The sequence below is a fragment of the Sutcliffiella horikoshii genome (assembly GCF_008180725.1).
In the GTDB taxonomy this organism is placed as follows: domain Bacteria; phylum Bacillota; class Bacilli; order Bacillales; family Bacillaceae_I; genus Sutcliffiella_A; species Sutcliffiella_A horikoshii_B.
The window spans coordinates 554,854-575,928 of sequence record NZ_VTEV01000005.1 but is presented as its reverse complement, the minus strand read 5'-3'; the positions used below and the strand labels follow the sequence as shown (position 1 = coordinate 575,928).

General features: G+C 44.1%; 18 protein-coding genes. 14 read left to right on the top strand and 4 right to left on the bottom strand.

The genetic code is table 11. The annotated features are described in order from the left end of the window. The first annotated feature begins 264 nt into the window (after positions 1–264). The 4 genes from purM to purD all read left to right on the top strand — a co-directional run bounded on the left by purM (position 265) and on the right by purD (position 4,911). Positions 265–1,305, top strand: coding sequence for a phosphoribosylformylglycinamidine cyclo-ligase (gene purM / locus FZC76_RS15190; protein ID WP_148989001.1), 1,041 nt, complete (start codon positions 265–267; stop codon positions 1,303–1,305). Further along, complete coding sequence (gene purN / locus FZC76_RS15185; protein ID WP_148989000.1) at positions 1,302–1,892, top strand: phosphoribosylglycinamide formyltransferase; 591 nt, start codon at positions 1,302–1,304, stop codon at positions 1,890–1,892. The genes purM and purN overlap by 4 nt, the downstream gene beginning before the upstream one ends. Continuing rightward, the gene (purH, locus tag FZC76_RS15180) at positions 1,889–3,418 is read left to right on the top strand and encodes a bifunctional phosphoribosylaminoimidazolecarboxamide formyltransferase/IMP cyclohydrolase (protein ID WP_148988999.1); all 1,530 of its coding nucleotides are present in this window, start codon (positions 1,889–1,891) and stop codon (positions 3,416–3,418) included. The genes purN and purH overlap by 4 nt, the downstream gene beginning before the upstream one ends. Before the next feature lie 221 nt (positions 3,419–3,639). Next, positions 3,640–4,911 (top strand): phosphoribosylamine--glycine ligase, encoded by a 1,272-nt coding sequence (gene purD, locus FZC76_RS15175; protein ID WP_148988998.1) that lies wholly within the window; start codon positions 3,640–3,642, stop codon positions 4,909–4,911. On the opposite strand, the gene FZC76_RS23705 is transcribed toward purD, so the two are convergent. Continuing rightward, positions 4,886–4,969 (bottom strand): EYxxD motif small membrane protein, encoded by an 84-nt coding sequence (locus tag FZC76_RS23705; RefSeq protein ID WP_392396845.1) that lies wholly within the window; start codon positions 4,967–4,969, stop codon positions 4,886–4,888. The genes purD and FZC76_RS23705 overlap by 26 nt on opposite strands. A gap of 110 nt (positions 4,970–5,079) precedes the next feature. Beyond that, on the bottom strand, positions 5,080–5,397 hold the full coding sequence (locus FZC76_RS15170) for a YgaP family membrane protein (protein ID WP_262372631.1): 318 nt from the start codon (positions 5,395–5,397) through the stop codon (positions 5,080–5,082). A gap of 203 nt (positions 5,398–5,600) precedes the next feature. Between FZC76_RS15170 and FZC76_RS15165 the strand changes: the two genes are divergently transcribed. The 3 genes from FZC76_RS15165 to FZC76_RS15155 are packed head-to-tail and all read left to right on the top strand — an operon-like array spanning position 5,601 to position 8,783. Beyond that, on the top strand, positions 5,601–7,346 hold the full coding sequence (locus FZC76_RS15165; protein WP_148988997.1) for an adenine deaminase C-terminal domain-containing protein: 1,746 nt from the start codon (positions 5,601–5,603) through the stop codon (positions 7,344–7,346). A 45-nt stretch (positions 7,347–7,391) separates the two neighbouring features. Next, positions 7,392–8,444 carry a DUF3048 domain-containing protein gene (locus FZC76_RS15160; protein WP_262372630.1) on the top strand — a complete coding sequence of 351 codons (1,053 nt, stop codon included), beginning with the start codon at positions 7,392–7,394 and terminating at the stop codon, positions 8,442–8,444. Between the two features lie 27 nt (positions 8,445–8,471). After that, positions 8,472–8,783, top strand: coding sequence for a YerC/YecD family TrpR-related protein (locus FZC76_RS15155; protein ID WP_148988996.1), 312 nt, complete (start codon positions 8,472–8,474; stop codon positions 8,781–8,783). A gap of 666 nt (positions 8,784–9,449) precedes the next feature. Here FZC76_RS15155 and FZC76_RS23135 read toward each other — a convergent pair. Next, positions 9,450–9,611, bottom strand: coding sequence for a hypothetical protein (locus FZC76_RS23135; RefSeq protein WP_187442091.1), 162 nt, complete (start codon positions 9,609–9,611; stop codon positions 9,450–9,452). 275 nt (positions 9,612–9,886) lie between these two features. Between FZC76_RS23135 and FZC76_RS15150 the strand changes: the two genes are divergently transcribed. The 7 genes from FZC76_RS15150 to FZC76_RS15125 all read left to right on the top strand — a co-directional run bounded on the left by FZC76_RS15150 (position 9,887) and on the right by FZC76_RS15125 (position 19,087). Then, complete coding sequence (locus FZC76_RS15150) at positions 9,887–10,573, top strand: heptaprenylglyceryl phosphate synthase (RefSeq protein ID WP_148989057.1); 687 nt, start codon at positions 9,887–9,889, stop codon at positions 10,571–10,573. A 129-nt stretch (positions 10,574–10,702) separates the two neighbouring features. Then, positions 10,703–13,009, top strand: coding sequence for a DNA helicase PcrA (pcrA, locus tag FZC76_RS15145; RefSeq protein WP_148988995.1), 2,307 nt, complete (start codon positions 10,703–10,705; stop codon positions 13,007–13,009). Between the two features lie 38 nt (positions 13,010–13,047). Further along, positions 13,048–15,054, top strand: a complete 2,007-nt coding sequence (gene ligA, locus FZC76_RS15140; RefSeq protein ID WP_148988994.1) for an NAD-dependent DNA ligase LigA — start codon at positions 13,048–13,050, stop codon at positions 15,052–15,054. 12 nt (positions 15,055–15,066) lie between these two features. Beyond that, positions 15,067–16,218: a CamS family sex pheromone protein gene (locus FZC76_RS15135; protein WP_148988993.1), complete on the top strand. Its 1,152-nt coding sequence runs from the start codon at positions 15,067–15,069 to the stop codon at positions 16,216–16,218. A gap of 334 nt (positions 16,219–16,552) precedes the next feature. Further along, positions 16,553–18,097, top strand: coding sequence for an L-glutamate gamma-semialdehyde dehydrogenase (gene pruA, locus FZC76_RS15130; protein WP_148988992.1), 1,545 nt, complete (start codon positions 16,553–16,555; stop codon positions 18,095–18,097). Between the two features lie 22 nt (positions 18,098–18,119). Next, positions 18,120–18,281, top strand: a complete 162-nt coding sequence (locus FZC76_RS23130; RefSeq protein WP_187442090.1) for a hypothetical protein — start codon at positions 18,120–18,122, stop codon at positions 18,279–18,281. A gap of 137 nt (positions 18,282–18,418) precedes the next feature. Then, entirely contained in the window at positions 18,419–19,087 is a 669-nt protein-coding gene (locus FZC76_RS15125; protein ID WP_148988991.1) for a DUF4397 domain-containing protein, read from the top strand. Positions 19,088–19,132: 45 nt separating this feature from the next. On the opposite strand, the gene putP is transcribed toward FZC76_RS15125, so the two are convergent. Then, positions 19,133–20,641 (bottom strand): sodium/proline symporter PutP, encoded by a 1,509-nt coding sequence (gene putP, locus FZC76_RS15120; protein WP_148988990.1) that lies wholly within the window; start codon positions 20,639–20,641, stop codon positions 19,133–19,135. Between the last annotated feature and the right edge of the window lie 434 nt (positions 20,642–21,075).

The window sequence follows — 21,075 nt, the reverse complement described above, 5'->3', positions numbered from 1 at the left end:
GTGGGGCGCTGATTTTTGGAAAAGTTACAATAACTGTTGAAAAAGTTACAATCAGCATGGAAAAAGTCACACTCACCGCTGAAAAAGTTACAATAACACCAAAAATAGTTACAATCCACTATGAAAACCGTGGGAAGCAGGGTGCAGTCACCCTTAAACCATAGAAAAAACAAACATAATTACCTTTTTAAAAAAAAGCTTACAAAAAAGCGGCGGGATTTTAAAGATTCGTCGCTTTTCCATTGGAAGGGAGATACAACACATATGGCAAATGCATACAAGCAAGCAGGTGTAGATATAGAAGCGGGCTATGAAGCGGTGACGCGTATGAAAAAGCATGTCGCTAGAACGATGAGGCCAGAGGTGATGGGAGGCCTGGGCGGATTTGGCGGCCTGTTTGACTTATCGGCAGTAAATGTGAAAAATCCGGTGCTCGTTTCCGGAACAGATGGAGTCGGGACAAAACTGATGCTTGCTTTCCAGCTCGACAAACATGACACCATTGGGGTGGATGCAGTTGCGATGTGTGTAAACGATGTTGTCGTGCAAGGAGCAGAGCCGCTTTATTTTCTAGATTATATTGCATGTGGTAAAGCGGTGCCGGAGCGTATCGAAAGTATCGTAAAAGGAATCGCGGACGGCTGCGAGCAGGCAGGATGCGCATTAGTAGGCGGGGAAACGGCGGAAATGCCTGGTATGTATGATGACACCGAGTATGATTTGGCAGGATTCACAGTTGGTGTGGTAGAAAAGGAGCGATTAATTAATGGCTCCAAAATAGAACCGGGCAACGTATTGATCGGTTTGAGTTCAAGCGGCATTCACAGCAACGGCTACTCCTTAGTACGTAAAATTGTGTTTGAAAAAGGCAAGCTGGACCTTGATAAAAAGTACGATGGCTTTGACAGGACACTTGGCGAAGAGCTGCTCACGCCTACAAAAATCTATGTAAAACCAATTCTAGAAGTGCTGAAAAAATACGACATCAACGGAATGGCCCATATTACCGGTGGCGGATTTATTGAAAATATCCCGCGGATGCTTCCGGAAGGCATGCAAGCTGAGGTGGATTATGGCACTTGGCCGATCCCACCGATTTTTGACCTTTTACAGGAAGTTGGTGAGCTAGATCGCAAAGAAATGTTCAATATCTTCAACATGGGAATTGGCATGGTGCTTGCCATTAACGAAGAGATTTTACCAGAAGTGGTGCAGATCCTGGAAGCTAACGGGGAGAAAGCTTACTTGATCGGCCGTGTAAAAGAAGGCGAGGGTATCACGTTTGGCGGAGGAGAAATCCGATGACAACAAGAATAGCCATCTTTGCATCAGGGAGCGGCTCCAATTTTCAGGCGATATCGGATGCGTGTCGCAACGGGTTGCTCGATGCCACGCCGGCTTTACTTGTATGCGACAAGCCCGGTGCATATGTAGTCGAACGTGCAACTGCAGCGGACATTCCCTATTTCGCATTTGCTCCTAAAAGCTATAAAACAAAACAAGAATTTGAAGAGCATATCCTCTTGGAGTTAAAAAGATATGAAATAGATTTTATTGTGTTGGCAGGCTATATGCGTCTTATTGGACCGACGCTGCTTAACGCTTATAAAGGGAAAATCGTTAACATCCATCCTTCCATTTTACCAGCGTTTCCAGGCCTGGATGCAGTTGGTCAAGCGCTCGAGTATGGTGTGAAATTAACAGGAGTGACCATTCATTTTGTCGATGAAGGGATGGACACAGGACCAATTATTGCGCAACAAGCAATTGAAATTGGCCAAGATGATACGCGAGAAACAGTAGAGAAAAAAATTCATGAGGTAGAACATTCATTTTACCCAAAAACCTTACAACAACTTTTTTCAATCAAAGGAGAGGCAGCGATACGATGAGAGCATTAGTGAGTGTTTCCAATAAAGAGGGCATCGTCCCATTTGTACAACAATTAGTGGATCTAGGTGTAGAGGTTATCTCTACCGGCGGCACAAAAAAAGTATTGCAGGATAATGGTGTGAAAGTAATTGGTATTTCTGATGTAACAGGCTTCCCAGAAATCCTGGATGGACGTGTAAAAACCTTGCACCCGATGATCCATGGTGGATTATTGGCCATGCGTGACAACGAAAGTCATCAAGCGCAACTAGAGGAGCACGGAATAACTCCGATCGATTTGGTTGTGGTGAACCTTTACCCATTTAAAGAAACGATCTCTAAAGCGGATTCCACGTTTGAAGATGCGATTGAAAACATTGATATTGGCGGCCCAACGATGCTTCGTTCAGCAGCAAAGAATCATAAGGACGTGGCGGTATTAGTAGACCCTACAGACTATGAGGGAGTCATTGCCGAGCTAAAAGAAAGCGGAAAAGTGGAGGTGGCAACACGCCGTCGACTTGCTGCAAAAGTATTCCGCCATACAGCAGCCTATGATGCAATGATCTCTAACTATTTGACAGAAGCAGTGGAAGAGAAGCATCCAGAATCATTGACCGTTACGTTTGAGAAAAAACAAGACTTGCGTTACGGAGAGAACCCGCATCAACAAGCAGCATTCTACCAAGCACCGTTAGCGTCCGAATTTGCAATTGCATCAGCAGAGCAACTACACGGAAAAGAATTATCCTACAACAATATCAATGATGCAGATGCGGCATTGCAGATTGTAAAAGAATTCAAAGACCCTGCAGTAGTTGCAGTCAAGCATATGAACCCTTGCGGCGTGGGCACTGGCGCAACAACGGTGGAAGCATACCGCCGTGCATATGAAGCAGATCCTGTTTCCATTTTCGGTGGCATCATCGCCTTCAATACAGAAGTAGACAAAGAAACGGCAGAACTTTTACATGAATTGTTCTTAGAGATTGTCATTGCACCGTCCTTTAGTGAGGATGCGTTGGCAGTATTGAAGCAGAAAAAGAATATCAGATTGTTATTGGTTGATATGAACGGGGCAGGCGTGATGCAATCTCGCATGGTATCCGTTCGCGGAGGATTGTTGGTGCAAGATGAGGATCAGTTTGGCTTGGAAGACGCGACGGTTACTATTCCAACGAAACGCGAGCCGACGGAGCAAGAGTGGGCAGACCTGAAACTTGCATGGAAAGTGGTGAAGCATGTGAAATCCAATGCCATCGTGCTTGCAAAAGAAGGGCAGACTGTCGGTGTTGGTGCAGGACAGATGAACCGTGTAGGTGCAGCGAAAATTGCCATTGAGCAAGCTGGCGAAAAAGCGGTAGGCTCCGCGCTGGGATCAGACGCCTTCTTCCCAATGAACGACACCGTCGAAGCAGCAGCAAAAGCCGGCGTCACTGCCATCATCCAACCCGGCGGCTCCATCAAAGACGAAGACTCCATCAAAAAAGCCGATGAATACGGTATTGCGATGGTGTTTACGGGAATGAGACATTTTAAACATTGAGGAAAAAATGTTTTTTGGTAAAAGCAAGACTTTGATTTTTTAAGAACGGTAGCTGTTGATTGGAACACAGGGCGAAGACTCCTGAGGGAGATAGCGGTAGGTGGAGACCTCCGAGGGTTGTGAGGAGGCTCCAGCAGCGCCCCTAGGAAAGCGAAGCCCAGTGCGGAAATCAACAGCGGTGTAAGATGGACACTTTACTCAACACGTCAGGAGGAAAACCCATGAAAGTACTCGTAATCGGAAAAGGCGGCCGCGAACACGCCATCGCCTGGAAATTCGCACAAAGCCCATCCGTAACAGAAGTATTTATAGCACCAGGAAACATCGGCATGGAAACAGTCGGAAATCTTGTTCCGATCCAAGAATCAGACACGGTCTCCTTAATCAATTTTGCAAAAGAAAACCAAATCGACCTTACCATGGTGGGCCCGGAAGTACCTTTACTAAACGGAATTGTGGACGCATTCCAAGCTGCGGGACTTCAAGTATTCGGACCAACCAAGGCAGCGGCTCTCATTGAGGGAAGCAAAGGTTTTGCCAAGGACCTTATGAAAAAATACGGCATCCCGACAGCTGGCTATGAAACGTTCACAGATTACGAAGAAGCAAGAACGTACATCGAAGGCAAGGGCGCACCGATTGTTCTGAAAGCTGACGGACTGGCAGCTGGAAAAGGTGTGGTTGTAGCTATGACGGATGAAGAGGCGTTCGAAGCGGTGCACGAGATGATGGCGGAGTCAAAATTCGGTGCAGCATCCTCTAAGCTTGTCATTGAAGAATTCCTTGAAGGAGAAGAGTTCTCTTTTATGGCATTTGTCAACGGTGAGAAGGTGTATCCGATGGTGATTGCCCAAGATCATAAACGTGCGTTTGACGGGGACAAGGGACCAAACACAGGTGGCATGGGAGCGTACTCGCCAGTGCCTCAAATCCCAAATTCCGTTGTGGAAGAGGCGTTGGAAACGGTACTGCTTCCAACTGCAAAAGCGATGGTAAACGAAGGGCGCCCATTCGTAGGCATTTTATATGCAGGCTTAATTTTAACCAAGCAAGGTCCGAAGGTGATTGAATTTAATGCACGCTTTGGTGATCCAGAAACGCAAGTCGTGTTGCCAAGACTTGAATCAGATTTGGCGGAAGTGTTGACAGGGGTTCTACACGGAGACGATGAGTTGGAGCTTAAATGGTCGAATGAATCTGTTGTTGGAGTAGTAATGGCATCCAAAGGCTATCCAGAAGCATATGAAAATGGTGCAGTGATTGAAGGTGCGGATCAAGTTGGTGAAGGTTTGGTTTTTCATGCCGGAACAGAAGGTCGAGATGGAAAACTTGTAACAAACGGCGGCCGCGTGTTGTTAGTCGCTGCACAAAGCGACAGCTTAGAGCAAGCGCAGAAAAAAGTGTACGAAGAGTTGCGCAAAATAACATGCGATAATCTTTTCTATCGCAAGGACATCGCCCACAAAGCTATTGCGCCCGGCGTTTCTTCTTAACAAACACGTACAAAACAGCAACAATCCCACCAATAATAGTGGCTAACACAAACGACATATCCGTTAAATACTCAAGCATTATTCATACCTCCTTATATTGTTCGACGTGAGTGACGAAAACCCTTTGGGGGTCTGACCCCCAAAGGTGTTTTTTTTATCCTCTCCCCCTCAAGAAGGGTTGTAAGAGTCGGCTCCACCGTCGCCGTTTGCTTTGGCTTCGAAGTCTTCGAAGTCGAAGTTGTAGTGGTTGTTTTCGCTGTTGTGGTCGTTGCGGTATTCTTGGAAGCGTTCGAAGCCTGCTGTTAGCGGGCAGTAGCGCAGGATGCCTTCAGCGATTTTCATGCCTGCAAGGAGTGCGACAAGTTTGTAGGAGTCTCGGTTGGGACGTCGAACCATTTTGCTTGTAATCCACGCCAGTGTAGCAAACCCTGCAGTGATGCGAATCATTGCATTGATGATGCTGATATTTGGTCTTACTTTCATCATAATCCCTCCAACGTATAAATTTTCTTGAGTTAAAGCGCTAAATTGCATTAATTTTCACATAATTATCAAGAACGGTGATGCAAGCAAAACTGTGTTGTGGTAACATGGTAAAAAGAGGTTATATCAAAATAATATTCACTAAATGAACCATACAGATGTGACAAAGACAAAGATACAATCTCACAAAGAGTGGGTGATAAATCATGCATGAACAAGCATATAGATGGAAAAACAAAAAAATACGAGAACAGGTTGCCGTGATTGATGGGAAACAGGCACCAACCTTGGTTCTGACGAATGCAACATACTTAAATGTGCAATTAAAAACGTGGATGACGGCAAATATCTGGGTCCATGAAGATCGAATTGTCTATGTAGGGGACCAGCTACCTACAAATACTGAAAACACGGAAATGGTTAATTGTGAATCGTACTACCTAGTACCGGGTTACATTGAACCGCATGTTCATCCGTTTCAACTTTATAATCCCCTGTCGTTTGCTCAATATGCATCTAAATTAGGAACAACCACCTTCGTTAATGACAACTTGATGCTTACTTTACAGATGTCAAAAAAGAAAGCGTTTTCTTTTATAGGAGAATTGAACAAAACTGCTGCGACGATGTATTGGTGGTGCCGATTTGATGCGCAGACGGAGATAAAAAATGAGGACGAAATTTTCTCGACTCCAAATATGAAAAGTTGGCTAGATCACCCTCTTGTTATGCAGGGAGGGGAATTGACAGCTTGGCCGAAATTAATGGCGGGGGACGATTTAATTTTACATTGGGTCCAAGAAGCGAATGCACGCAAAAAGCCAGTGGAAGGGCATTTTCCTGGTGCTTCGGAAAAGACACTGACCAAAATGCAGCTGCTTGGCATTCACAGTGACCATGAGGCGATGAATGGAGCGGATGTAATTAAACGAATTTCACAGGGGTATCATGCTTCCTTGCGCTATTCGTCAATCAGACCCGACCTACCATTAATTTTAGAAGAGCTTGAAGCTTCAGGTGTTCATTACTATGATCAAACCTTCTTCAATACAGACGGCTCCACACCGAGCTTTTATGAAAGCGGTGTCATAGACCGGACCATCGCCATTGCCCTAGACAAAGGAGTGCCGGCAATAGAGGCATACCGGATGGCTTCCTATAATGCAGCAAAACATTTTGCAATGGATAAGTTGCACGGTAGCATTGCCCCTGGCCGGATAGCAAACATCAACTTCCTGAAGGCAAAAGAAGAACCGACTCCCGTTTCCGTCCTTTCCAAAGGCCAGTGGGTCACTAGGGACAATGAACAGGTCAAGGGAGCTTTTCCTGCCCAGAATTGGTCTGAACTTGGCTTAGAGCCAATGAAACTCGAGTGGAATTTAAGTATGGATGATCTGCAATTTTCTATGGCGCTTGGGATGGAAATGGTCAACGAAGTAATCATTAAGCCATATACTATCTCTGTGGATGTGTCAGGTGACAGCCTGTCGACTTCTCATGATCAGTCGTATCTTATGCTAATTGATCGTAAAGGAAAATGGCGCGTGAACACAATTCTAAAAGGGTTCGGGACACATGTTCAAGGGTTTGCGAGTTCCTATTCCAATACAGGAGATATCGTTCTGATAGGGAAAGACAAGAGCGCCATGGTAAAAGCCTTCCAACATATGAAAGACTTGGGAGGGGGAATGGTGCTGGTGGAAGATGGAGAAGTCATTTGCGACATCCCATTACCGCTTGCAGGTGGATTATCAGATTGTAGCATGGAAGACTTGATGAAGCAGGAAACAGAACTGCGAAATCAGTTGTTTGAAAGAGGCTACAGTTTCAATGATCCTATCTATACATTATTATTTTTATCATCTACACATCTTCCCTATATTAGAATAACACCTAGAGGAATATACGATGTGATGAATAAAACGGTACTCTTTCCGTCAATAATGCGTTAAAATATAAAAGTATGTAAAAATACTAAAGGTTGTGTTTATGTTAGGATGAGTAGGAATAAGATGTTGCTATTGGCAAGCCTTATGCTAATGTTGACAGGCTGTCAAACCAACAATGAAAAAAACGTTGAAACTAGTCAAGAGCAAAGTGAAGAGACCACGAAAGTAGCGATAGAAGAAGAAGAGCAGGTGGGAACAGAGGTTTCTGAACTGACGGAGCAAGCGCCGTTAAGTGGAGAAATGGTGGCGGAGAAAATTGATGCCCGTCCGGTTGCGGTAATGGTGAACAATGATATAAAAGCTAGGCCGCAGTCTGGTTTGCATAAAGCAGATGTTGTTTATGAAGTGCTGGCAGAAGGCGACATAACCAGGCTTCTTGCTATTTTCCACAGTGAAATGCCTGAAACAGTCGGGCCTGTCAGAAGTTCAAGAGCCTATTTTGTAGACCTGGCAAAAGCCTATGACGCCTTGTATGTATTTCATGGTTGGAGTCCTGGTGCCAAAGAAAAGATACAAGCAGGAGAAGTAGATGGAATAAACGGTCTGACCTATGACGGAACACTTTTCAAACGAGCGAGTTTCCGCAAGGCGCCGCATAATTCATACATCAGTTCTGCAAATATCCAAAAAGGCGCAAAGCAGCTAAATTATGAGACACAAGCGGAGGTCGCACCTTTCACATTTTTGAAAAAAGGGCAAATCAATCCTCATGAAGCCACCTCTTTAGAGCACGTAAAAATTGAATACTCATCCAGGCAGGCAACACATGTTGAATATAAATATGATGCTGAGAAAAAAGCATACGTCCGTTATAGCGGCGGCGTGAAACACACGGACCTTGATACAAAGGAAGCGATTGTTGCACATAATGTGTTCCTTGTAGAAGCGACTCATCTTGTGGTCGATAAACAAGGCAGGAGGGAAATTGATATTACCTCAGGCGGCAACGGGGTGCTCATTCAAAATGGAGAGCGCTTCGATGTAGAATGGAAATCGGTGGACGGGAAGATTCTTCCCTACAAAAACGGTGAACAGGTCCCACTTGTCCCTGGTAAAACGTGGATTCAGATTATTCCAGATTTCAATAAGGTCATATACTAGTCTTAATAAGCAAAGGAGAAATCAAACATGCAAATCAATAAACTACGCGGAAAAGAACTGGATCAACTTTTTGAATCTATTCTTTCTTTAAAAGACATGGAAGAGTGCTATCGATTTTTCGATGACCTCTGTACCATCAATGAAATCCAATCTTTAGCACAGCGCCTAGAGGTGGCAAGAATGCTGAGAGAAGGTTTCACGTATCATAAAATCGAAACAGAAACTGGTGCAAGTACTGCGACCATCTCCCGTGTGAAGCGTTGCCTGAATTACGGTAACGATGCTTACGAGATGGCCCTGGAGCGTATTGCAGAAGAAAAGAAGACAAAAGAAGTGTAAAAAGTTTTAAGGTGGCCCGCTGCGCTGGAGTGCAGCGGGCTATTTTTTATAGGGGGCAACATTCTATACGCCCGAACAGAGGGGGATCCCGCAAGAAAAGTCTAATAGAACGGTTCTATACGCCCGACCAGAGAGGGATCCCGCAAGAAAAGTCTAATAGAACGGTTCTATTCGCCCGAACAGAGAGGGATCCCGCAAGAAAAGTCTAATAGAACGGTTCTATTCGCCCGACCAGAGAGGGATCCCGCAAGAAAAGTCTAATAGAACGGTTCTATACGCCCGACCAGAGAGGGATCCCGCAAGAAAAGTCTAATAGAACGGTTCTATACGCCCGAACAGAGAGGGATCCCGCAAGAAAAGTCTAATAGAACGGTTCTATACGCCCGAACAGAGAGAGATCCCGCAAGAAAAGTCTAATAGAACGGTTCTATTCGCCCGAACAGAGGGGGATCCCGCAAGAAAAGTCTAATAGAACGGTTCTATACGCCCGAACACAAAGAAAACCAGCAAGAAAAGTCTAATAGAACGGTTCTATACATTCAAATCGTAAAGAAAAGCCTAAAAATGGTCATAGAGACTACACCCTCCACCGATCAAACAACAAATAACCGCCTCTTATTAAGAAGCGGTTCCATCCAAAAGCAAAGTCCCTTAACAAACCGTGCATCACCTAAAAAACGTATCCTGGTTTGGTTTTACTTGATCGACTGATTGAGAGAGCGAAGCAGAGTCAGCCGACCTCCTTCTTTTTTTCCCAAAATGGTCCACAAGAGCACCAAACAGCAAAAGAATAGCGAAGCCAATAACAAACCATAGCCACATTGGCATGTTGGACACCTCCTTATCACATCATATTTTGAAGCGACTTCGTTATGCATCCATCTATTAAAAAAACAACTATTTTCCTAAGTACGACTAAAGATGTTAGTTATGTAATTCCCCGCTACACGAAAGAAATAACAGCCCAGAGGAAAAAAACTTTTGGTCTACCGGAAAAGATCGTAACTTCCAGTCGACAATCTCCGTTTCTCTTTTTCGTATTAGCTGGGATTTTGCTATAATAGGGGAATGGAAAATTAGAATGGGGGACGTTTGCAGTGTTAATGGAAATACGTGAGTGGAAGCACGTTTTTAAATTGGATCCTAATAAAGAGATATCGGACGAAGATTTAGAGCTTGTGTGTGAATCCGGAACCGATGCAATTCTAGTCGGCGGTACGGACGGGGTCACACTCGACAATGTGCTGAGCCTGATGAGCAGGGTGCGAAGATATTCGTTGCCATGTGCATTGGAGGTTTCCACCATAGAATCGGTCACACCGGGATTTGATTTTTATTTTATCCCAAGTGTGCTGAACAGCAGAAAGACAGAATGGGTCACGGACCTTCACATAGAAGCGTTAAAAGAATACGGCGATATTATGAACTGGGAGGAGATCGTGGCAGAAGGATATTGCATTCTGAATGCTGATTGCAAGGCTGCCAAGCTGACAGAAGCAAACACAGATCTCGACCAAGAAGATGTCATCGCTTATGCAAGACTAGCAGAGAAAATGTTTAATCTGCCTATCTTTTACTTAGAATATAGTGGTACGTACGGGGACGTAGAAATGGTCCAGGCGGCAAAACAAACGTTAGAAAAAACGCAACTGTTCTACGGAGGCGGCATTTCATCAGCAGAACGCGCTAAAGAAATGGCAGCATACGCAGATACCGTCGTAGTAGGGAATGCAGTTTATGATAACTTAAAAGTAGCACTGAAGACAGTTGATGCTGTGAAAAATAAGTAGTAGCAAGATATCTCCGGCTGTGGAAATCAACAGCGGTGTATGCAAATATTCTAAAACTAATAGTAATTCACTACACATTTTAGTATGATAGAAAATAAGAACATATGTTTGTTGGGACGGTGAAAAAATATGCAATATTTAAGTCAGAGGCTTCTTGAGGGACTGAACCCCATGCAAAAAGAAGCCGTAAAAAAAACGGACGGACCCTTACTCATCATGGCCGGAGCGGGAAGTGGAAAAACCAAGGTGTTGACGCATCGAATCGCCTATTTGATGGCGGAAAAACAGGTGGCGCCTTGGAATATCCTCGCGATTACTTTTACCAATAAAGCTGCCCGCGAAATGAAAGATCGTGTGGAAAAGCTGCTCGGACCTGCTGCAGAAGACATCTGGATCTCGACATTCCACTCCATGTGCGTGCGAATCCTGCGCCGTGACATTGACCGAATCGGAATTAACCGCAATTTTACTATTCTTGATACGACTGATCAGTTGTCTGTCATCAAGAATATTTTAAAAGACCGCAATATCGATCCGAAAAAGTTTGAACCGAGAACCATCCTTGGTACCATCAGCTCTGCAAAAAATGAACTGATGAACCCGGAGCAATATGCAAAACAGCCACTTGGTCCTTATGAGCAACAAGTAGCGGAAATCTATACCGACTATCAAAAGAGGCTGAAAAAGAACCAAGCGCTTGATTTTGACGATCTAATCATGACAACCATCCATCTCTTTAAACGTGTACCGGAAGTGCTCGAATACTACCAACGAAAGTTTCAGTACATTCACGTGGATGAGTATCAGGATACGAACAGAGCGCAATATACATTGGTTAACCTTTTGGCGGACCGCTTGAAAAACCTTTGTGTGGTAGGTGATTCTGATCAGTCCATCTATCGCTGGCGTGGAGCGGATATCGCCAATATCCTTTCTTTTGAAAAAGATTATCCAAACGCGGAAGTCGTGCTCCTTGAGCAGAATTATCGTTCTACCAAACGTATCCTAGAAGCGGCAAACAGAGTGATCGAAAACAATATCGGCCGTAAAAAGAAGAACCTTTGGACGGAAAATGACGAAGGGCAAAAAATAATTCACTATCAGGCTGATTCTGAGAAATCTGAAGCACAGTTTGTAGTTGGCAAAATGCGTGAACTAATGCGACAAGACCCAACACGCACGCTTGGCGACTTCGCAATCCTGTACCGTACAAACGCCCAGTCCCGTGTGATGGAGGAAATGCTCCTCATGTCCAACATAAACTACACAATCGTTGGTGGGACAAAGTTCTACGACCGCAAAGAGATCAAGGATATCCTGGCATATCTACGCCTCATTGCCAATCCTGACGACGACATCAGCTTGCAACGAATTGTCAACGTGCCGAAACGTGGCATTGGAGCAACCACCGTTGATAAGATTGCCAATTACGCGGCACAGCATGATATCTCCATCTTCACGGCACTTGCAGAAGTAGACCTGATTGGCGTCAGTGGCCGTGCTACTTCGCAATTGAAAGAGTTCCGTGCGCTGATTGAAGGCTATGTTCAAATGCAAGAGTACATCTCTGTGACGGAACTAGTGGAAGAGGTTCTTGAAAAGTCAGGCTATCGTGAAATGCTGAAAGCTGACAAAACGATTGAATCCCAAAGCAGACTGGAAAACATCGATGAGTTCTTGTCTGTAACGAAGAATTTTGAAGAAAAATATGATGACAAGAGCTTGGTTGCTTTCCTTACAGACCTGGCGCTTGTTGCTGATATTGATAAATTGGACGAGGAAGATCCAGCTCAGCAGGAAGGCGTTATTTTAATGACACTTCATGCTGCAAAAGGACTAGAGTTCCCTATTGTATTTCTAATTGGAATGGAGGAAGGGGTATTCCCTCACAGCCGTTCGTTGTTTGAAGAAGCAGAGATGGAAGAGGAACGCCGTCTGGCTTACGTTGGAATCACGCGTGCTGAAAAGCAACTGTTCATCACAAACGCCCAGATGCGTACCCTGTTCGGCCGTACGAACATCAACCCGCCTTCCCGTTTTATAAAAGAAATTCCGGAAGAATTACTGGAAAGCGAAGAAAACAAAGAAGCAACATCCCGCCCAACGCCATTTGGTGGACGCGGGTCAAGTTTTGGAGGCGGCTCTGCTTCACCATTTGGAGGTAATTCTTCTGCTGGAAGAGCAAGGGCGGCAAGTCTTGCTTCACAAACCGCACGCCGTACCACTGCACCATCCCGCGGGCTGACTGCAACGGGTGGAGAAAGCTTGGACTGGATGGTAGGAGACAAAGCAGAACATAAAAAATGGGGAGTCGGCACCGTTGTCAGCGTTAAAGGTGATGGCGACAGCAAGGAACTCGACATCGCATTCCCAAGCCCAACAGGCATTAAACGCCTATTGGCTAAATTTGCCCCTGTGACGAAGGTTCAACAATAGATAAATGAAAACCGCCAATTAAGAAAGGACGACATTGCATGGAAAGAGAACAAGCTGAAAAACGGGTTCGCGAGCTGCATGATGTGCTGAACCAATATAACTATGAATATCATGTACTGGACAAACCATCCGTTTCAGATGCAGAATACGACTCTCTTTTACAAGAGCTATTAACGCTTGAAAAGGAGCATCCAGAACTGCAAACAGAAGACTCTCCGACTCAGCGTGTGGGAGGGAATATTCTTGAGATGTTCAACAAGGTCGAGCACCGTACCCCGATGCTCAGCCTTGGCAATGCGTTTAACGAAGACGACTTGCGTGATTTCGACCGCCGAGTGAAGCAGGCTGTCGGCGATGATGTGACTTATGTATGCGAGTTGAAAATTGACGGTCTGGCTGTTTCCCTGCGCTATGAGGATGGTTTGTTTGTTCTTGGTGCGACCCGTGGAGATGGGACAACTGGTGAGGACATCACCATGAATCTGAAAACGATCAAATCTATCCCCTTGCGCTTAAAAGAACCGGTGACGATGGAGGTTCGCGGGGAAGCATACATGCCGAAAAATTCTTTTGAAAAGCTAAATGCGGCAAAAATGGAGCGCGAAGAAGAGCCATTTGCCAACCCTCGTAATGCGGCAGCGGGTTCCCTTCGTCAGCTTGATCCGAAAATCGCTGCATCCCGTAACTTGTCCGTGTACGTGTACAGCCTTGCGGACGCGGGAGAAGCAGGTGTGGATTCCCACAGTGAGGGATTAGATTACCTGGATAAACTGGGATTTAAGACGAATACGGAGCGAAAAGTGTGCACGTCGATTGAAGAAGTTTTGGAATATGTCACAGCTTGGCACACAAAACGCCCGGATCTGTCGTATGATATAGACGGTATTGTAATTAAAGTGGACAACACCGAGCATCAGGAACAGCTTGGTTTTACCGCAAAAAGTCCAAGATGGGCCATTGCGTACAAATTCCCTGCAGAAGAAGTGACGACTAAGCTTCTTGATATCGAACTGAATATCGGCCGAACAGGTGTGGTGACGCCAACGGCTATCCTTGAACCTGTGCGTGTAGCAGGTACAACAGTTCAGCGCGCGTCCTTACATAATGAAGACCTCATCCGTGAAAAGGACATCAAGCTTGGTGATACCGTCATCGTCAAAAAAGCCGGTGATATCATCCCGGAAGTGGTGAACGTATTGGTCGAGCAGCGAACAGGCGAAGAACGCGATTTCACTATGCCTACTCACTGCCCGGAATGTGAGAGCGAGCTTGTACGCATTGAAGGGGAAGTGGCCTTGCGCTGTATCAACCCGAAGTGTCCGGCACAAATTCGTGAGGGATTGATACACTTTGTATCTCGAAATGCCATGAATATTGATGGTCTTGGCGAAAAGGTAATTGCTCAACTTTTCAATGAGAATCTGATTGAAGACGTTGCAGATCTTTATAAATTGACAAAAGAACAGCTTTTGGAGCTGGAGCGGATGGGTGAGAAGTCTGCCGATAATTTGATTTCTGCTATTGAAAAAACAAAGGACAACTCACTTGAACGTCTACTGTTTGGCCTTGGAATTCGCTTGGTTGGAGCGAAAGCCGCTAAAACATTGGCACAAGAATTTGATCATATGGACCGTCTTGCAAGCTTATCCAAAGAAGAGCTGACGGCGATTCATGAAATTGGCGACAAGATGGCAGACTCCATTGTGACTTATTTTGAACAGCCGGAAGTGACAGAACTTCTTTCAGAGTTAAAAGAACTTGGGGTCAACATGGCGTATAAAGGACCGAAGCCAGTAAGCGCGGAAGAAGTGGATTCTTATTTTGCAGGAAAAACGATCGTCCTGACAGGAAAGCTGGAAGAAATGTCCCGAAATGATGCGAAAGCAGCCATTGAACAGCTTGGCGGAAAAGTGACCGGAAGCGTCAGCAAAAATACGCATTTAGTTATTGCTGGAGAAGATGCCGGCTCTAAGCTTACAAAAGCACAGGAGCTTGGAATAGAAGTTTGGAATGAAGCACAAATGCTTAAGGAAATACAATCATAAGAGGTGTTGGAAGTGAAAAGGTTTTTGTCGTTGCTCCTTGTTGTTTCTCTTTTTGCCACCGGATGTGTGCCAGGCTTCGAGAAGCAAGAAGAAGTGGTACAAGATCCAGCGCAGCAGGAAAACACGGAACAAGCTATTGTTCCAAGATATAAAATATCAGATGACTTTTACCAAACCATTCTCCCTTATAAGCCCGGGGAAACTCGAGGCCAAATCGCCCCGCGCCTAAACAGCCGGGTCGATGTGGAGGAGTTGGAAACCGGATTGATGCGGATGTCGCAGGAGGTATTTCCTTCCGACAGCTATTTGTATCAGGAAGGGCAGTATATAAAGAGGGATATGATTAGTGCTTGGTTGAAAAGAAAAAATCCTGAAGATGAAGATAGCTTAGGATTGAATCCGGCGGCGGTTAATGGGCCGGACACTGAAAAGAATAATGAAAGCAGCCCAATTTATCTTGCTCATATTCAGGAACAAAACTATTTAATTCGTAAAGGTGAAGACCAGGTAGAGCTTGGGGGTGTATCCATAGGAATTGCGCTTAACTCTGTTCATTATTATAATCTCCTAGATAAAGATGGCGGTTATCCTCGTGAATACCCAATTCCTGATGATAAACTTGAAGCTGAAGGTAAAAAAATAGCGGAAGAAGTTATCAGAAGAGTACGCAGCCTGGAAGGACTTGAGAATGTTCCAATCATTATAGGATTGTATAAACAAAGCCCTGCGAATTCCGTTGTCCCAGGAAGTTTCATCGCAAAAGCGAATGTCGCATCCGGCGATAATTCCGTTGGTAAATGGGAAAAAATAAATGAGGAATATCACCTTTTCCCGAATAGCGATACGACCGAATTATATCGTGATGACGCTGTACGATTTGAGAATTTCAAGTTGGATATTGACGACTATTTTCCTAACCATACAGGTGTAATTGGAACAGGCTATTACCGTGATGGTGAACTCCAACAGCTTTCCATTGAAGTGAATATGGAGTTTAACGGGAAGGCTGAGTTGATTGGTTTCACTCAATATGTAACAGGACTAGTGGTGGAGCACTTCCCGAATTATATCAATCTACAAGTATCCATTTCTTCCATCAGTGGAGAGGAAGCGTTGATTGTAAGGGATGCAGGATCGGAAAAACCGTTTGTTCATATCTATTGATTTTGCCAGAACCTACTATTCTTTATAGGATAGTGGGTTTTTTGTGCTGTGAATGAAGAGACGATGATTGATTGTAACCATTTTTGTGGCTAGTGTGACTTTTTCAGAGGTTATTGTAACTATTTTTGTAGTTATTGTAACTTTTTCAGAGCTTATTATAACTTTTGCAAAAAAAGCGCTCAAAGAGTTAACCGGCCCACATCTAATGCACCATTTCAATGCCTCCAAATTTTTCTTCCGATAAGAATATAAACAATATTTGAAAGACTAGTAATGATAGGGTAGAATGAGAATTGTATGCAAGCGCTTTAGAATGCAAAGGAGGGCGAATGTAATGGTATTACCTTACAAACATGAACCATTTACTGATTTCACTAATGAGGAAAACAAACAAGCTTATCTTGAAGGCTTGAAACTAGTGGATTCTTATTTAGGACAAGATTACGACTTAGTTATTGGTGGAGAGCGTGTTACGACGGAAGATAAAATCGTATCCGTGAACCCTGCAAATAAAGAAGAGGTTATTGGTCGTGTGTCAAAGGCAGATCGTGACTTGGCTGAAAAAGCTATGCAAGTTGCAGACGAAACGTTCAAAACGTGGCGTAAAGTGAAGCCAGAAGTAAGAGCAGACATCTTGTTCCGTGCGGCAGCAATCATTCGCCGTCGTAAGCACGAATTCTCTGCACTTTTAACTAAAGAAGCAGGGAAACCTTGGAATGAAGCGGATGCGGATACAGCGGAAGCAATTGATTTCCTTGAGTACTATGCGCGTCAAATGCTGAAACTAAAAGACGGTATGCCTTTAGAGAGCCGCGTTGGCGAATACAACCGTTATAACTATATTCCACTTGGTGTAGGTGTAATCATCTCTCCTTGGAACTTCCCATTTGCAATCATGGCTGGTACTGCAGTAGCGGCAATTGTAACGGGTAACACAGTACTATTGAAGCCTGCGTCTACAACTCCGGTTGTTGCGGCTAAATTCGTAGAAGTAATGGAAGAGGCTGGCCTGCCTGCTGGCGTACTTAACTTCGTACCAGGTAGCGGCGCGGAAGTAGGGGACTACCTAGTAGACCACCCACGCACTCGCTTCATCTCGTTCACTGGATCTCGTGACGTGGGCTTGCGAATCTATGAGCGTGCTTCTAAAGTGAACCCTGGCCAAATCTGGCTGAAGCGTGTCATCGCTGAAATGGGTGGAAAAGATACGATTGTGGTAGATAGCGAGGGCGACCTTGAGTTAGCAGCGCAATCCATCGTAAAATCTGCATTCGGATTCTCCGGTCAAAAATGTTCTGCGTGCTCCCGTGCGGTAATCGTGGAAGATGTGTATGACCAAGTATTGAACCGTGCAGTAGAATTAACAAAAGAACTGACAGTTGGCGATCCAACAGAAAACCACTACATGGGACCTGTTATCGACCAAGCTGCATTTGATAAAGTAATGAAATATGTTGCTATCGGAAAAGAAGAAGGACGCATTCTTGCAGGTGGAGAAGGAGACAACTCCAAAGGATTCTTCGTTCAGCCGACAATCGTTGCAGACGTAGACCCAGAAGCTCGCCTGATGAAAGAGGAGATCTTCGGACCGGTTGTAGCATTTGCAAAAGCAAAAGACTACAATCATGCGCTTGAAATTGCGAACAACACAGAATACGGTTTGACTGGAGCGGTTATCACAAACAACCGCGACAAAATTGAACAAGCTCGTGAAGACTTCCACGTTGGTAACCTTTACTTCAACCGTGGATGCACAGGTGCAATCGTTGGATACCAACCATTCGGCGGATTCAACATGTCTGGAACGGACTCCAAAGCGGGCGGTCCTGACTACCTATTGCTTCACTTACAAGCAAAAACAACATCTGAAACTCTGTAATAGTTATAATAGAAGGAAGCTGATGCCAGATTGGGTATCAGCTTCTTTTTTTGGTGGTGGGGGATGGGGGTGTACCATAAAAACACTTTGGATGAACTTGGCTGGTTTTGGCATGAACTCGTATCATTTTGGCACGAACCATTTTGGCATCAACTCTCACTGTTTTGGCACGAACTTTGTCTAGCTCTCCTTAAGCTCCACTAAAAATTTGCTAAAACCATCTGAATATCCAAACTTTATTGCTACTTTTTTACATATTTTCCACACGAACCTTTCATACTAACAAATGTGTTCAAAAATAGTATGAAAAGGAGATATAAAATGAAGAAATTCCTTAGTATTTTAACGGTGTTGCTGTTTGTTTTAGGTGGAATGAGCAACTTGGCTGCTGCAAATGCGAATACAGGCAGCAAGCAAGATGCACAAGTCCGTATTCTACATGCATCCCCTGACGCTCCGGCTGTGGACGTATATGTGGATGGAAATGTTGCGGTTGAGGGTGCGAAGTTTAAAGACGCTACTGATTACTTAATGCTTCCAGCAGGCCCACACAAAGTGGAGATCTATCCTGCGGGGAAAAAAGACCAACCAGTAATTGCTCAGCAGCTTGAAGTAGAAGGTGGCAAGGCATACACGGTAGCGGCTGTTAACAAGCTTGCGAACCTTGAAATGATTGCCGTAGAGGATACTAGAAAGGCACCTAAAGGAAAGGCGTTTACACGTGTCGGTCACCTTTCTCCTGATGCTCCACAAGTGGATGTAGGAGTAATTGATGGGGATACTGTATTCAGTGAACTTTCTTTTAAAGACATTTCCGTGTATCAGGAACTTGAGCCTGGAACGTACGATTTGGAAATCAGAACACCTGATAAAAAACAAGTTTTAGACCTTTCTGGAACAAAGCTTGAAAAAGATACAGTGTACAGTGTTTTTGCAGTAAATACAGCTGACAAACTAGAAGTGATCGTGTTGGTGGATAGCGAGAAATAAATAAAAGAGAACCCGTCCAAGTGTACGGGTTCTCTTTTGTATACATTAATCTTTTTTATTCTGTTCTGTTTCCATAGTTTCTTCCATTTCCGTAAAGCCTTCACGTACTTTTTTACGTGGGAAGTTTGTAAGATAACTTACAACAATGACGGCAATTGTACTTAGGATGAACCCTGGAATAATTTCATATAAGAAAGCTGTTAGCGGTTCGCCGTTAATGGTGAATGGACCATAGATCCATAATAGTACCGTGATGGTACCCACTAGCATACCTGCAAGTGCACCCCAACGGTTCATACGTTTCCAGTAAAGACTTAGTATTACCACTGGACCAAATGCTGCACCAAATCCTGCCCATGCGTTACCAACCAGGTTAAGGATGGTGTCGTTTGGTGTTAAGGATAGTGCAATCGCTACTAGTGCAACGATAAGAACGGAGATACGACCGATTAGGACAAGTTCTTTATCCTTTGCTTCACGGCGTAAGAACGTTTTATAAAAGTCTTCTGTCAGCGCACTAGATGTTACAAGTAGCTGAGAAGAAATGGTACTCATGATCGCAGCTAAAATTGCTGCAAGTAAGAATCCACTGATTAGTGGGTGGAACAAGAATTGGGAGAACACAATAAAGATTGTTTCTGAATCGGCCAATTCCATTCCTGTACGGTTCACATAGGCAATACCTACAAGTCCTGTAGCCATCGCACCAATGATGGAAACGATCATCCAGCTCATTCCGATACGACGAGCAGCTTTAAAGTCACGGATGGACTTAATCGCCATAAATCGAACAATGATGTGAGGTTGACCAAAATAACCTAGTCCCCAAGCAAGTAAAGAAATGATACCCAGGACGGTTGTTCCTTTAAAGAAATCAAGGTAAGTTGGGTCGATGGAACGTACTTCATCAAGTGTTACTCCAACACCGCCTAAATCAGTAAATGCTACGATTGGCACTAGTACTAAGGCAAGAAGCATGATGACACCTTGTACAAAGTCAGTTAAACTAACTGCCAAGAATCCTCCGAACAATGTATAAGCTACTACCACACCAGCCGTTACAAACAAACCAGTTTTGTAGTCTAATCCAAATGCACTTTCAAATAGTGTACCACCTGAAACTAAACCAGAGGATGTGTAGAGAGTGAAGAAAATGATGATTACGATCGCTGATACGAAGCGTAATATCCGAGTTCCATCATAAAAACGGTTCTCAAAGAAATCTGGGATTGTAATGGAGTCATTCGCAGTTTCTGTATAAACCCTTAAACGAGGTGCAACGACCAAATAGTTTACATATGCTCCAATTGTAAGACCGATGGCAATCCACATACTGGATACACCGGTAGCATACATGGCACCCGGTAGACCCATTAGCATCCAACCACTCATATCAGATGCCCCGGCAGATAATGCTGTTACTCCAGGTCCTAATTGACGACCACCAAGCATATAGCCTGAAATATCGTCTGTAGATGTTTTATAGGCATATAAACCTATTCCTAGCATGGCGATAAAATAAAGTGCTAGGGAAATAAATACTCCTGTTTCCACAATATCAACTCCTGAATTATCTTTAATTTAGTTAGTACATCAGCAATTCCGGCGCCCCAAATTGCTCTCATAACGGTTACGAGTATTTAAGCTAACAAAGTATTTCCCTTAATTCAAGCGATTGAAACCTTTTTTAATAGGAAGAAAATCACTGTACCCCTTGATATAATGGGCATACCTCCCAATCGAAAAGAAATTAAAGTAAAACTATTCAGAATTATCAATCATGTAATATCTTTGTAATAAGGCTGATATTTTTTAGACCATTTTTCTCTGGTACATGAAGATATTTTATCCAATAAACCTGTGTTATATTTCACATTGACGATCATGGTGGAATAGATAAAAAGATATATCAAGTAAACCGAGGGAGATATCAAGAAATCACAAGATATATCGAGAATTGTTAATACATATCGAGAAAACCGAGGGAC